Origin of the sequence: Asaccharospora irregularis DSM 2635 (assembly GCF_900129815.1) — a bacterium.
Lineage (GTDB): Bacteria > Bacillota > Clostridia > Peptostreptococcales > Peptostreptococcaceae > Asaccharospora > Asaccharospora irregularis.
On the sequence record NZ_FQWX01000015.1, the window covers coordinates 40392 to 54976 of the forward strand.

At 31.5% G+C, this 14585-nt stretch carries 14 protein-coding genes and 1 riboswitch; of the genes, 1 reads left to right on the forward strand and 13 read right to left on the reverse strand.

Going from position 1 to position 14585, the window contains the following annotated elements; translation table 11 throughout:
- Positions 1-162: 162 nt before the first annotated feature.
- The 4 genes from BUB34_RS07660 to BUB34_RS07675 all read right to left on the reverse strand — a co-directional run bounded on the left by BUB34_RS07660 (position 163) and on the right by BUB34_RS07675 (position 5264).
- Complete coding sequence (locus BUB34_RS07660) at positions 163-963, reverse strand: ComF family protein (RefSeq protein ID WP_073126150.1); 801 nt, start codon at positions 961-963, stop codon at positions 163-165.
- Positions 950-3187, reverse strand: a complete 2238-nt coding sequence (gene recD2, locus BUB34_RS07665; protein ID WP_073126153.1) for an SF1B family DNA helicase RecD2 — start codon at positions 3185-3187, stop codon at positions 950-952. Before recD2 ends, BUB34_RS07660 begins: the two co-directional genes overlap by 14 nt.
- 128 nt (positions 3188-3315) lie before the next feature.
- Positions 3316-4509, reverse strand: a complete 1194-nt coding sequence (gene metK, locus BUB34_RS07670) for a methionine adenosyltransferase (protein ID WP_073126155.1) — start codon at positions 4507-4509, stop codon at positions 3316-3318.
- 118 nt (positions 4510-4627) lie between these two features.
- Positions 4628-4730, reverse strand: a riboswitch (SAM riboswitch).
- A 96-nt stretch (positions 4731-4826) separates the two neighbouring features.
- Entirely contained in the window at positions 4827-5264 is a 438-nt protein-coding gene (locus BUB34_RS07675) for a COG2426 family protein (RefSeq protein ID WP_084120284.1), read from the reverse strand.
- A gap of 152 nt (positions 5265-5416) precedes the next feature.
- Between BUB34_RS07675 and yyaC the strand changes: the two genes are divergently transcribed.
- On the forward strand, positions 5417-5926 hold the full coding sequence (gene yyaC / locus BUB34_RS07680; protein WP_073126157.1) for a spore protease YyaC: 510 nt from the start codon (positions 5417-5419) through the stop codon (positions 5924-5926).
- Positions 5927-6039: 113 nt separating this feature from the next.
- Here the strand turns inward: yyaC and fabZ are convergent, their stop codons facing one another.
- From fabZ to BUB34_RS13410, 9 genes are all read right to left on the reverse strand, one after another.
- Positions 6040-6468: a 3-hydroxyacyl-ACP dehydratase FabZ gene (fabZ, locus tag BUB34_RS07685; protein WP_073126179.1), complete on the reverse strand. Its 429-nt coding sequence runs from the start codon at positions 6466-6468 to the stop codon at positions 6040-6042.
- A 22-nt stretch (positions 6469-6490) separates the two neighbouring features.
- Complete coding sequence (mreB, locus tag BUB34_RS07690) at positions 6491-7510, reverse strand: rod shape-determining protein (RefSeq protein ID WP_073126159.1); 1020 nt, start codon at positions 7508-7510, stop codon at positions 6491-6493.
- A gap of 181 nt (positions 7511-7691) precedes the next feature.
- On the reverse strand, positions 7692-7958 hold the full coding sequence (spoIIID, locus tag BUB34_RS07695; RefSeq protein WP_073126161.1) for a sporulation transcriptional regulator SpoIIID: 267 nt from the start codon (positions 7956-7958) through the stop codon (positions 7692-7694).
- A 108-nt stretch (positions 7959-8066) separates the two neighbouring features.
- Positions 8067-8729 carry a M23 family metallopeptidase gene (locus tag BUB34_RS07700; RefSeq protein ID WP_073126164.1) on the reverse strand — a complete coding sequence of 221 codons (663 nt, stop codon included), beginning with the start codon at positions 8727-8729 and terminating at the stop codon, positions 8067-8069.
- A gap of 125 nt (positions 8730-8854) precedes the next feature.
- Complete coding sequence (gene spoIID, locus BUB34_RS07705) at positions 8855-9883, reverse strand: stage II sporulation protein D (RefSeq protein ID WP_073126166.1); 1029 nt, start codon at positions 9881-9883, stop codon at positions 8855-8857.
- 82 nt (positions 9884-9965) lie between these two features.
- Positions 9966-11219, reverse strand: coding sequence for a UDP-N-acetylglucosamine 1-carboxyvinyltransferase (gene murA, locus BUB34_RS07710; RefSeq protein WP_073126168.1), 1254 nt, complete (start codon positions 11217-11219; stop codon positions 9966-9968).
- Positions 11220-11239: 20 nt separating this feature from the next.
- Entirely contained in the window at positions 11240-11977 is a 738-nt protein-coding gene (locus tag BUB34_RS07715; protein WP_073126171.1) for a YwmB family TATA-box binding protein, read from the reverse strand.
- Positions 11978-13082: 1105 nt separating this feature from the next.
- A complete protein-coding gene (locus tag BUB34_RS07720) occupies positions 13083-14255 on the reverse strand; it encodes an SEC-C domain-containing protein (protein WP_073126172.1) in 1173 nt (390 codons plus the stop codon).
- 128 nt (positions 14256-14383) lie between these two features.
- A partial coding sequence (locus BUB34_RS13410) for a hypothetical protein (RefSeq protein WP_207647851.1) occupies positions 14384-14585 on the reverse strand: 202 nt, incomplete at its 5' end.

Below are 14585 nucleotides of genomic sequence, written 5' to 3' on the forward strand. Positions count from 1 at the left end.
TCATTAATCTAACTTTTAAGATTAACTTACGTGGATCCCTTTGCCTGCGACTGGCTTGGACTTTCAACCACAGACCTAAATATTACTTATCCATTTTAATATTTTAAAATAGATAAGTCAATAGTTAATATTGCCAACAACATATCTACTTATGATATATAATTATTCTAAAACTCGTTCCCATATATAATTGTCGCTAACTTTCGTCAGTAGAGTCATTACAAACACACTGTTAACATCTGAAAATTTTAATACCCTTGATAATTCATTTGCCGTTGCACCTGTTGTGAATATATCATCTATTAATAAAACATCTTTTTTCTTTATTTTTTCTATATTGTCTTTGACTTCAAATACATCCTTTAATTCTCTTTTTCTTTCATCCCTATTTAAATTATAGAGTCTTTTTGTGTTCTTTTTTCTATATACGCAATCTACTACAGAAATGTCCATCAGCTTTCCTAAGTAATCGGCGATTTTCTGCGACTGATTAAATCCTCTTTTTTTCTCTCTCTTCTTATGAAGTGGCACAAATACTATATAATCAAATTTTATTTTTTCTAGTTCTAGTTTGTCCTTCATAATTTGTGCGATATATTTACACATATATGTATTGCTCTGATACTTAAGCCCCAAAATTAACCTTTTGCTTATATCATTATATTCCATACAGGATATAACCTTTTCAAAATAAAAGGATCTATTTATACAAAAATTACAACCCTCTACACTCTGACTTTCCAGTGAATGATTTATTATTGGTTTTCCGCATTTTATGCACCCATCCAATATAAAATTAATCTCTTTAAAACAATCCTTACATATTGAATATGTATTTGTTTTTTTTATTGGCTTATTGCAGATTATGCAACTTATATTTTCTGGGTAAATAAGGTCTAGCAAAACATCTACTACTTCTTTAAATCTTTTCTTTAAAAATCCATCTACTCTAGAATCCTTCATTATTATTTAAAAGTATCCCTTCCTCCTTAAATTTATTTAATTTATATGCTAAGTTAGAATACCTTTCATTTGTTCTGTTATTTTTTATCATATACTCTAGGTACTTGACATCTCCTACCAATACAACTAGTTTCTTTGCCCTTGTAACAGCTGTGTATAATAAATTTCTACTTAATAGCATAGGTGGTGCCCATGTTATAGGTATAACTATTACAGGAAACTCACTTCCCTGACTTTTGTGTATAGTTGTACAAAAACTATGCTCAATCTCATCTAACTCATCATATCCATAAGAAACTATTTTTGTATCATCAAATAACACATAAATATTTTTCTTGTCTTTATCTATATGGTATATATATCCAATATCACCATTGTATATACCTTCTCCGCTGTCACTTCCATCCTCTGTTTCCCATTTTTTTGTATAGTTATTCTTTATTTGCATAACCTTATCAGCTACCCTAAACACTCTCTTTGAAAAATTCTCCTCTACCTTATATTGCTCAGGCTTATTAAGATATTTCTGTAATTCTATATTAAGATTTGTTACACCCAAGTCTCCTTTTCTCATAGATGATAATACTTGAATATCCTTCATCTTATCTAAATTATAAAACTTTGGCAGTCTTTCGTTGACTAATCCAATTATCTCACTCATTATTTCTTCAGAGGTATTTTTTCTTATAAAGAAAAAGTCTTTGCCTTTTGCATTTAACTGCAGAGGCTGTCCACTATTAATTCTATGTGCATTGACTACTATCATACTCTCTTGAGCTTGTCTAAATATCTCGTTTAGCCTTACCTTATTTATAACCTCTGAGTTGATTATATCTCCAAGAACATTTCCAGCCCCTACAGACGGTAACTGGTCACTATCACCTACTAAAATCAATCTTGTTCCTAATTTTATGGCTTTTAAAAGGCTATACATCAGTAATATATCTACCATAGATACTTCATCTATTATTACAACATCTGCTTTTATAGGGTCCTCCTCATTTTTTAAAAATAGCAGTTCTTCACTATCTGTTGTATATCCCATTTCTAAGAGTCTATGTATAGTTTTAGCCTCTTTATTAGATGTTTCACTCATTCTTTTAGCTGCTCTCCCAGTTGGAGCTGCTAATACTACTTCTTTGTTATTATTTTCAAATATCTTTATTATTGTGTTTATAGTAGTGGTTTTTCCTGTTCCAGGGCCACCTGTTATTACCACTACTCCACTATTAATAGCTTCCTTGACTGCTGAGATTTGTTTGTTGGCTAATTTAATTTCTTCATCTTCTTCTACTTTTCTAATTTCTTCATCTATATTAATATTTAAATCTTCTATTTTAGCTTGAGATAACTTTATTATTTGTTTGCAAACTCCATTTTCAGACATGTAGTAGGTCATTAAGTATATTAAGTATTCATTTTTTCTCTTTTCTATGTGTAACTTCTGATCATACACTAAATCCATTATGCACTCCTCTATTATAGATGGAGAAACATCTAGAAGGTTCCTTGAGTTTTCTATTAAAACATCTTTTGGAAGGTACGTATGTCCGCTTAGACTGGCCTGGTTTAAAGAGTATAATATCCCCTGTGATACTCGATCTTTAGAATTTTTGTCTATCCCTATTTTACTAGCTATATTATCAGCTATTTTGAAACCTATACCTCTTATTTCTTCTGCAAGTTTATAAGGATTTTTGTTTATAACCTCTATTGCTTTATCTTTATACTTTTTGTATATCTTAAGGCAGTAATTAGGTGTTATTCCATAAGGAGATAATTCTATTATTATATTCCTAAGATCCCTATTTTCCTCATAGCTCTTGACTATTTGCTCTATTTTTTTTGCACCTATTCCTTCTACCTCTTTTAATCTTTCAGGAGTAGATTGTATTACATTTAAGGTCTCAAGTCCAAACTTATCTATTATTCTCTTTGCCATCTTTTCGCCTATACCATGTATCATTCCAGAAGATAGGTATACATAAATTCCTTCTAGTGATGATGGAGTTACAGGCATAAACTTATTTACTTCAAATTGAACACCATATAGTTTATGGTTTACCCACTTTCCCTCTACTTCTATGGTTTCTCCCTGAGCTAATGTAGGCATACACCCTACTATTACTACCTCATCTTTTTCATTTGCTAAATGTGCTATTGTATATCCATTATCTTCATTTTTGAAAACTATATCACTTATCATTCCTTCTATTCTTTCCATATTTACTCTCCTACAAAATCCATTCTCCTACAAACAAATAATATCTGTATCCTTGTCCTAGTTTTCAATTATTATACACTTTATGGACAATAAAATAAAGGGGGCTGAATACTCAGTCCCCCTTACAATTACTCTCCTAATGCTTCTTTTCTTAATACTTCTGCCTTGTCTGTTTTTTCCCATGGTAAGTCTATATCAGTTCTTCCAAAATGACCATAAGCAGCAACTTGTTTGTATATAGGTCTTCTTAAATCTAAGTCCCTTATTATCGCACCTGGTCTTAGATCGAAATATTTATTTACTAATTCAACTAGTTTTTCTTCAGAAACTTTTCCTGTTCCAAAAGTATCTATAAATATAGATAATGGCTTAGCTACACCTATAGCGTAAGCTAATTCTATTTCACACTTATCAGCTAACCCTGCAGCAACTATATTTTTAGCTACATATCTCGCAGCATAAGCAGCAGATCTATCAACTTTTGTAGGATCTTTTCCTGAGAAAGCTCCTCCACCATGTCTAGAGTATCCACCGTAAGTATCTATTATTATTTTTCTTCCTGTAAGCCCTGTATCTCCTTGAGGACCTCCTATAACGAATCTTCCTGTTGGATTTATATATATTATAGTTTCATCATCAAGTAATTCAGCAGGTATTACATGTTTTATTACATGTTCTATTAAATCTTTTCTTATTGTTTCATTTTCTACAGTTTCACAGTGTTGAGTTGATATAAGTATAGTATGAACTCTTACCACTTTATTCCCATCATATTCAACTGTAACTTGAGTTTTTCCATCTGGTCTTAGGTAATTTAATAACCCAGATTTTCTAACCTCTGTTAATCTTCTAGATAACTTATGTGCTAAAGATATTGGAAGAGGCATTAACTCTGGAGTTTCATTACATGCAAATCCAAACATTATACCTTGGTCCCCAGCTCCTACTTTTTCTATTTCTTCTTCTGATTGTTCACCAGTTTTACTCTCTAAGCCTTCGTCAACTCCCATTGCAATGTCCCCTGATTGCTCGTCTATAGAAGTTATAACTGCACATGTTTTAGAGTCAAACCCAAACTTTGCTCTTGTATATCCTATTTCTTCTACTGTATCTCTTACTACCTTAGGTATATCAACGTATGCAGATGTACTTATCTCTCCTGCTACTAATACTAATCCTGTAGTAACCGTTGTTTCACAAGCTACTCTTGATAGAGGATCTTTTTCTAATAATGCATCTAGTATTGCATCTGACACTTGGTCACATATTTTATCTGGATGCCCTTCCGTAACTGATTCCGATGTAAATAAATGTCTTGCCATTTATCGTACCTCCTATGTTTATAATTTTATGGTAGTTAGTTATATTTAAAAATCACATATAAAAAACCTCTTCTTTGCCAGAAGAGGTTAATTAAAACAATTTATTTTCAATTAACTAACCTCATCTCTCAAGATTTCATCTTGTAGGAATTAGCACCGTTTCCTTAAAAGGTGGTTGCTGGGCTTCACAGGGCCTGTCCCTCAGCCTCTCTTGATAAGGTAATCAAGATTTATATTATTTTGTTATTGCTATCCTATATAATACTATTTTTTTAAAATCATGTCAATATTTTTGTAGCTTATAAAATAACCTAATACTAAGTTAAATACAACATAAACATTAGTACAATAGCCCCACATAGAGCATTTCCTAAAAAAATTCCTATCAAAGCATCTTTTATTCTCATTTTCAGAATAGATGCTATCGCTGATCCAGTCCAAGACCCAGTCGTAGGAAGCGGTACCCCTACAAAGATCATAAGACCAAAAATAGTTATACTTTTTAGCTTTTTCATTCTATTATTTATAGTCCTATCTATTTTATTACCCACTTTATAAAATAATTTATTTTGCTTTAATATTTTTAAAATACTTCTAAACGTTATTATCAAAGGAATAGATATTAATGTAGACCCTATTACGCAAACTATGTAAACAAGTACTGGATTTAAACCACTAGTTATGCCTATCGGTATGGCACCTTTTAGCTCAATTATCGGTAGCATAGACATAAACATTAGCATTATATAGTCCACTTTATCTCCTCCTTTCGATTTGTAGTTTGAAACTTATAATGAAACACTCGCTTTAGACATTACATAAAATAATTATAGTAGTTTTATGTAGTCTAAAGTTAGGTATTTTTTAATTTAAACACTCATATATTTCTTTTGAAGGGGGTGTTCCTATGTATCTGGCCAAGGCAAATTATAAAGAAGAAAATGTAGTACAAATTTTAACTCCACCTCTTAAAGAAATACTAAATGAAAATACTGTTGTTGTTTGTATAGGAACAGACAGAGCTATAGGCGATACTTTAGGTCCTCTAGTGGGGACTATGCTTAAAAATAGCGATTTTAAATACCCTGTTTACGGTACATTAGATAATCCTATTCACGCCTTGAATATCTACGAGTCAATTGATTATATAAAGAATGCGCATACTAAAGGTACTTTCTTGGCCATAGATGCTTGTTTGGGATCAAAAAATAATATAGGAAATATACAAATTAGAAAAGGACCTATCCTTCCAGGGAAGGGTGTCGGTAAAAAACTCCCTCAAATAGGAAATCATTCTATAGTAGGAATAGTAGATAAAATTGATGAAAACAATAGGTTTTCATTTAATAATGTTCGACTTAGCTTTATTCTAGAGCTAGCCGAAACCATAGCGTTATCACTACTACTCTCTACCTAAGCACCAACAAAAACCTGCTACATTATTTCTACCATGTTCCATGGGTTATAAACAAATTTTAATACATTATAGTTCCTTATACGTAAAAAAAGTCCTATTTAAGGACTTTTTTTCTACTTTTCAACAAGAGCAAACATCAGCTCCCCACTACAAACTAATTGATCTTCTACATAAGCCTTTCCTATAGCTTTTCCTATATTTCTTCTTATTGACAACATTTCAACTTCCATCTTTAATGTATCTCCAGGTCTAACTTGTCTTTTGAACCTAACCTTATCTATACCTGCAAATACACCTAGCTTGCCTCTATTCTCCTCTAAAGACATCATAGCCACACATCCTACCTGTGCCATAGCTTCAACAATTAAAACACCTGGCATTATAGGAAATTCCGGAAAATGACCTTGGAAAAAAGGTTCATTAACTGTTACATTTTTTATACCTATAGCACTCTTCCCAGGTTCTACTTCTAAGATTTTATCTACTAATAGAAATGGGTATCTATGCGGTATAAGATTTTTTATCTCATCTATGTTTAACACTATAACTTTTCCTCCTGTATTACTATTTTCTTCTAAATGCTCCTCCAGTTTCAAGAACATCTAGAGATGAAAGAGCACTTCCTGTTCCCTTTGCAACACAAGATAAAGGTTGCTCAGCTATCGTAACTTTTATTCCTGTTCTATCTTCTATTCTCTTATCAAGTCCACGCAATAAAGCTCCCCCACCAGTCATTATTATTCCTGTATCACTTATATCTGCGGCTATCTCAGGTGGTGTTCTCTCTAAAACTGAATGTGCAACAGCAACTATTTGCTCTGCGCACTCATCAATAGCTTCTAGAGCTTCTTTAGAGTCTATCATTATGCTAACAGGTAAACCTGTAACTAAATTTCTACCTGTTATTTTCATAGTTTTATTATCATCTGTTTTAAATGCAGAACCTACCTCTATCTTTATTCTTTCTGCTGTTCTTTCCCCTATTAAAATATTGTGCTGTTTTTTAATATATCTTACTATAGCTTCGTCAAATCTATCTCCACCAACCTTGATAGATTCACTTACAACAGCTCCTCCTAATGAGATTACAGCTATGTCTGTTGTTCCTCCACCTATATCTATAACCATATTACCATTAGGTTGAGATATGTCTATTCCTGCACCAATAGCAGCTGCTATTGGTTCCTCTATTATATATACTTCTCTAGCTCCTGCCTCTTTAGATGCCTCTTCTACAGCCCTTTTTTCTACTTCTGTAACACCTGTAGGAACACATACCATTATTCTAGGCATAAAAAATTTTCCGAAACCTTTTTTGCCCGCTATTTTATCTATAAAATATTTAAGCATTTTTTCGGTAACATCATAATCAGATATAACACCTTCTCTCAAGGGTCTTATCGCACATATATGTCCTGGCGTCTTACCTATCATTCTTCTTGCCTCTTCACCTACTGCTAAAACAGACTTCGTTTTCTTATCTATTGCTACAACAGATGGCTCCTCCAAAACAATCCCTTTCCCACTAACATAAACTATTACATTAGCAGTTCCCAAGTCTATGCCTATATCAGCTCTAGCCAAATTTTCCAACTCCTTTTGTATTATCGTTTTATATTATTATCATTAAAATTTATTGTTATCTATCTTTGTGATTATGTAATTTATGATTATCTATTTTAACTTTTAATACTCCTATAATAAAACATATACAAAAACCGTATTTTAGTCAAGAAAAAAATGTAGGTTTTCGCCTACATTCTTTCTATTTTGCTATTTTCTTGTTTTCTTTTTCGTACTTCAGTTTTGTCGCCATGCCGCCCCTGATATGTCTCTCGGATTTATTCTTTTCTAAAACCATCTTCACCTCTTTTGCAAGGTATGGGTTTATTTCTTCTAATCGTTCTGTTACATCTTTGTGAATAGTACTTTTACTAACACCAAATGTTTTGGCTGTCTGTCTTACTGTAGTATTTTTCTCAAGTATATATTTTGCAACTACTATAGCCCTTTCTTCTATATGCGATCTCAAAGCTTACCCCCCTAACATCCTAGCCTTACTCATATATATGTATGTTTTCAAAAAAATATAACAGGCTTAATCAAATATGATTAAGCCTGTTACAACTTTTAATAATTTTTATTTTATTAGACTCATAGGATCTATTGATTTTCCCTCTTTATACGCCTCTAAGTGTATATGTGGACCTTCTTGACTTTCAATCTTAGATTCATTTCCTACAATACCTATTTTGTCTCCTTCGCTTACTGTTTGACCTTTTTTAACTTTAATATCCTTGCCTAGATTTGAATATAGGACAGTCGTACCATCATTACAGCTAACCTTAACTGACATACTATATTTATCATCATTAAATACATCAGTTACTTTTCCTGAAGTTAATGATTTTACTTCTTGGCCTTCACTTGCACTTATATCCAAACCTTTATGTATTTCCCATACATCTAATGTTTTTGAATAACTTGGCTCTTTTTCAGAATATCCTCTAATTACTTCCTTTCCAACAAAACTCAACTTTGACTTAGGTTGATCACTTTTTTCTTTGGCTTTTTTAAGTGTCTCCTCTGATTCTGTTGTTGTAGGAACGACATTATCTCTACCCTTTTCTATTAGGTTTATCTCGTCTCTATCATCTTGTGCTGTAATATTTAATGAGTCTTTATTAGATGCTAAATCATTTACGTTTTTATTTGTAAACCAAATTCCACCCACCGCAACTACACATATACAGATAAATAAAGATAGATAAAAACCATCCTTTTCCAATAATCTCTTCTTCATATAGCACCTCCAAATATATTTATACATTTGGATTATTGCCTTTTTTTGTACTTATATACATTTTATTCTCTAAATTATTCTCTAAAAAAATAAAGTTTGAGCCTATATAAAGCTCAAACCTCATCCTAGTATAAATCCTTTATTTTAGACCCTGAGTAGTAATGCTCTAATATTTCATAATACTCATATCCTTCTTCTGCCATTCCTTGAGCACCCCACTGGCTCATTCCTACACCGTGTCCGTATCCTTTTACAACAAAGTCTATGTAACCTTCGCCAAATTTTATTTCAAAATTGGCTGAGTTAAGATTAAACATACTTCTTATATCTCTTCCTGATAATTCCTTATCGCCTATTTTTATTTTCTCAATAGCTCCTCCATCACTTCTATCTATTATCTTTATTTTAGATTCTAAGTTACTATTTTCTAATTTTATATCGCTATATCTTTTATTTACACTATCTACAAAATTCTTATTTGTTATCTTCATGTTGGATATATATTTAGGTGAATTTTTATCTTGAGGACTTTTAACAGATTTTAAGTATGGATAACTTGCAGCAAAAACTTCTTCACTATTCTCTGTTTTTCCCGAAGACGTTGAGAAGTATAAAGGAAGAATTGGTTTGCCATTATAAGTTATAATCTGACCTTTTGTCTGGCTAACAGCTTGTTTGATTTTAGGATAAGATTTTTTAATCCAATCCTCTCCTTTAATCTTCTTTAATTCTTCATAGCTTTTGTATTCCTGACAATGTTTATAGTCAGTACATACTACTGCGCCCTTATGCTTATTAGATTCTCCCTTATCCTGTTTATATAAGACATAGGTTCTTGCTGCTAATGCCTGTGCCTTTAAAGCCTCTAAATCGAAATCAGCAGACATTTCACCTGATAATACCCCACACAAGTAGTCTTCTAAGTCCATTTCCTGATTTTTATTTAGTTTGTGATTATAAACAGTTATAATCGGAGTTTCTTTATCTACCGTCTCATAGTCTATTATTTTCTTTTCTATTTTATTGTTAGTTATAGTATGTTTGGTTGTGCTTGTATCATTATAAACATCTCTATAAGATAGAACTGTTATAAGTATTGGCAACGATATGCAACAAAACACAACTCCTAATAAAACTACCAAAGGGTTCTTCATATACTTCTCCTCCTTAGCTCTCACCTTGTACTTTAAAGTATATGAACAACCCTATTATTTTATTACATAAGGTATTTATAAATTAGTCTTCAACTATTTCTATATTTCCACCTAATGCTCTTATCTTTTTATCTATATCAACGTATCCTCTTTGTATATGGAATATCTCACCTATTTGAGTTTCACCTTCAGCTATAAGACCGCATAATATAAGGGCTGCTCCCGCTCTTAAATCTGTTGCATTTACTTTAGCCCCATGAAGTTCATCTACTCCATTTACAACAGCACTTCTTCCATCTATTTTTATGTTAGCTCCCATTCTATTGAATTCAGCTACATGCATAAATCTATTTTCAAAAACAGTCTCTATAACTACCCCAGTTCCTTTTGCTACAGTAAACATAGCCATAAATTGAGCCTGCACATCTGTAGGGAATCCTGGGTGTGGTAATGTTTTTATATCTATTGGTTTTAATGATTCTGGCCCTATTACTCTAACAGCATTATCCATTTCTATTATTTCACAGCCAGTTTCTTTTAATTTAGCTATTACTGGTTTTAAATGCTCTATTAAAACATTTTCTATAGTTATATCTCCTTTTGTCATAGCTGCTGCTACCATATATGTAGCTGCCTCTATTCTATCTGGGATTACAACATGCTCTGCTCCCTTTAATTCTTTAACACCTTTTATTTTTATAGTGTTAGTTCCGGCACCTCTTACATCAGCACCCATTTCATTTAAAAAGTTTGCTAAGTCAACTATTTCTGGCTCTTCTGCAGCATTTTCTATTATAGTAGTTCCCTCTGCAAGTGCTGCTGACATCATTATATTTTCAGTAGCTCCAACAGATGGAAAATCTAAGTATAGTTTTGAACCTTTTAATTTATTAGTCTTGGCTTCAACGAAACCATGATCCATCTCTACTTTTGCTCCTAATGATTTAAATCCTTTTAAGTGTAAGTCAATAGGTCTAGTACCTATTGCACAACCTCCAGGCATTGATATTTTAGTATTATTGAATCTCGCAAGTAATGGTCCCATAACCAAAAAAGACGCTCTCATTTTTCTTACAAGTTCATATGGAGCCTCACATGTTTTTATATTTGTAGCATCTACTGTAAGCGTACAGTCCTTGTATTCTACTTCTGCACCTAAATGTCTTAATAAATCTGATATAACATGTACATCTCTTAAGTTTGGAACTGCCTTTAATGTAGATTTTCCGTTAGCTAATAAAGTTGCCGCTATTATTGGTAAAACTGCATTTTTTGCACCATCTATTTTAACACTACCTTTAAGTGGATTACTCTTTTTTACTATTATCTTTGCCATTTTGTTTGTTCTCCTCATCATTAATAATCTAATTTTATAATAGGTGTAGCAATATATATGAGTGTCTTCTCATCATCTTCACTATACCTAATTCCTATATTTAAATTTATCTTATTTCCCAAATATTCTAAGTAATTATCATTTAACAATTTACTATATGCTGTTACAGATATAAAGTTCTCTTCCTCTACTCTGTCTATTTCCTCAGCACTCATATTATATAATATTTTGTCTAAAATATCATCATATTTATTTATTTGTAACCTTTTTGTGTACTCTCCGGCTATACAAGTATATATATCTACCTGAGATGAATACTTATTTAACACATTATCTAGGTTATTATAAGTATCCATTATATTTTTATATACTTTATCGTTCAATATGTCAACTATTATATAAGCCTCTTTATCACTTTTTTTAATTCCTATTATGGAAATATTTTTATTTTCTTCCTTTATATGTGAATATATTTGTTTTTCATTGTCATTCCACTTTTCATCCCAATTTATACTTTCTTCTTCAAACCCTAATTTATTAAATATTTGTAGTGATATGTCTTTCATCTCATCTTTAGATATATCGTAATCTATAGTTGTATTTGCTTTTATGCTATAAAATTTAAAGTCGGCACCTGTTTCATCAAATACCTTTACTAACTTATTATATTCATTGTAGAACCTAGTTTCAGCATAAGATATAACTACTCCGATCAATATTAATGATATGAAACTTAAAATCCACTTAGTACCTTTCATCAAAAATCCCCCTTGAGTTTATCAATTTTATATCTAGATTATTGACAAGTTTAAGGAGGATATACCCAAAATAGAACCGATAGTTTACTTGTAAGTAAAAAAGGAGCTATCTCCTTAAAATAAAATCTATTCCTCGGAGATAACCCTCTTGGTAAAGTATAAAAAAGTTTGGTTATAGGTTAAATTGCCTCAAAGCCACAATATACCTACGGTTAAACGAATTTTGAGTATATTGGTAGAATAATAAAGTCTGCTCGTGAAACTGCTGATTATGGCAAGTTAATTTGAATATAATTATAAAAATAAGAGCCAAAAAAGATAAAAAAGTCTGCTTAGAAATAGAGAGTTTTGCAGCAGACTTTGATTTTTCTTTCATATTTAATTATTTATTTAATTACTTCTGCGACGTACACAACTTGGAGGAAAGCGCAATATAGGAATATCGTAGTGAAGAAATGCTGCCGCATAATTACATATTTATATATTAATTATTTATATATTTATTTTTCTTAAGGAGCGCCATAAACACTAAATTAATTAGGGATTTGTCAGGCCCGTAGGGCTTTATTTACTTTTTTATTTATTTATTTTTATCTTGTTATACGGTGCTACGCACTTGGCTTTTGTAGGTGTCGGGTACGTCGCAGAAGGCATACTGCCTGTAACTGTGTCACTTATCTGACTTTCCTTAAAGCCCGGCTAGGGCTATATTCTTATTTATTTTTTAATCGGGAGCGGTTGAACACTGGATTATGTTCCTACTTATCAGGTGGGGTATCTTCTACGGTGCTTCGCACTCTGCAGTTGCAGGTGTTAGGTACGTCCAGGGCAACAAAAAGCCTCGTGCAGTCTATCGGGATTTCTCCTTCATTAACCTCACGAGGCTCAACCAAACTTTATTATCTTTAACTATACTTTATTATCTTTAACTATACTTTATTATCTTTCATCAAACTTTATTATTTTTCATCATAGATACAATGTAATAATCAACCCAGTAAAAAGCCAATTACTTATCCTATAATAATATTATAAACTAATGATTTTCAGGTATTATTGTCTTGTTCTATACCTTTATTAAACTAATAAAAAACAATATAATATTTTAAAGTGCGTATGGTATAAAAAAATTAAATGGCATATTTGTTGTATCTATTTTAATCTCATTATTATCCTTAAGTTTCGCTATATTTTGCATATAAAACTGAACTCCTTTTAATAACTTAACACTATTTGGATCTGCAACTGCAAACTGTATACCACTTTGACCCAACTCTGACCAACTATCCCAAAGTTCAGGGCTAATAATTAGATTTTGTGAGTATAATGGGATGAATGCATTTAGATAATATTCAATTAGACCTATAGGAGAATTTCTTATTTGGTCAAAATATTGTCCATATATATCTAAATCCTTTTTTAAAACACTTACTAATATATATGACTTGCTTTCATCTGGAAAAGTAGTAAAAAATGCAAACTTCATTCTCTTTGTTGCTTTATCTATACATTTTATCTTTCTTCCTTTAATATCAAAAGGTGGTGCTACCATCATATAATTTTCAAACTGTATTCTATAAGGTATTTCTATTACCATAGTCTCTATTCCCCCATGATCTTGTTCTTTTATTGCCTTATCAAAATAATCTTTATAATAATTCAAATCTTCCAATTTCGAAACAGTGTTACGGTACTGATATACTGTCCCCCAGTTTTTTGTTGTTTGTGGTACATTTGCAAACATATTCTCTTGAAACTTTTGTGCTGCTATTTCTTTATACAACTCAAATGTAAATGTCTTATAAGCAAATAAAAAAAGTTGTTCATCATTTAGTTCATCAAGAGAATACTGAGATTTTTCAATCTTAGCAAATATTGAGTCATCATGTTCCTTGCAAAAGCAAGTTGCTACAGTAGCATCCTTAATATACACTTTCTTTAACAGGAAGAATGGTTCTGGTTTCCCCTTTTCTATTTCGAGCATTTCAGGATTCGAAGAAAAGTCTTGCATATAAACCTGTCTATCTATCTGAAGTTTACTTAGTATCCTATTTTCCTGTAAAGCATGTGCACCTATTATATTTTTCCCTTTTGCCGTGCAACCGTTATAGAGACACACTTTTATTCTACTTTTTTTCATCATTTTGCCCACCAAATGTAAGAATTCTCCTTGAGAATGAAACTCCTTAGGCTTCTTTACTTTGCAACAGTCTTTATATAATTTACCACTAGTACATGGACATTTTTCTCTACTGTTAAATATAAAATTTTTAAACACAATATTCCCCCCTTGTATAATGTAGTTGTAACATTTGATAGAAAACTTTCTAATAATCTAACGAACATTAACAACTTTTCTTAATTTTTAAATTTGTATAAAATCCTATCGGATCTTAATTCATTTCTTTAATTGTTTTCTATTAAAATTCTCCCTAATGGATGATTCAACTTTGACAAATATAGTATAATCTTTACTGAATAGAGGATAGATGTATCCCCCCTGGGTGATCTTAGAGATCCTATACCCGAAAAATAGCGTATCATTCCATCAGTAATAGTTCTATGTTTAGCTGGTTGAATTTCCCCGAAGGGAATTATTCGTGTCACA

What these genes read in the sequence shown, in the direction of transcription:
- BUB34_RS07660 (WP_073126150.1), bottom strand. Translation starts at nt 963, where the DNA reads ATGAAGGATTCTAGAGTAGATGGATTTTTAAAGAAAAGATTTAAAGAA.
- recD2 (WP_073126153.1), bottom strand. Translation starts at nt 3,187, where the DNA reads ATGGAAAGAATAGAAGGAATGATAAGTGATATAGTTTTCAAAAATGAA.
- metK (WP_073126155.1), bottom strand. Translation starts at nt 4,509, where the DNA reads ATGGCAAGACATTTATTTACATCGGAATCAGTTACGGAAGGGCATCCA.
- yyaC (WP_073126157.1), top strand. Translation starts at nt 5,417, where the DNA reads ATGTATCTGGCCAAGGCAAATTATAAAGAAGAAAATGTAGTACAAATT.
- BUB34_RS07700 (WP_073126164.1), bottom strand. Translation starts at nt 8,729, where the DNA reads ATGAAGAAGAGATTATTGGAAAAGGATGGTTTTTATCTATCTTTATTT.
- spoIID (WP_073126166.1), bottom strand. Translation starts at nt 9,883, where the DNA reads ATGAAGAACCCTTTGGTAGTTTTATTAGGAGTTGTGTTTTGTTGCATA.
- murA (WP_073126168.1), bottom strand. Translation starts at nt 11,219, where the DNA reads ATGGCAAAGATAATAGTAAAAAAGAGTAATCCACTTAAAGGTAGTGTT.
- BUB34_RS07715 (WP_073126171.1), bottom strand. Translation starts at nt 11,977, where the DNA reads ATGAAAGGTACTAAGTGGATTTTAAGTTTCATATCATTAATATTGATC.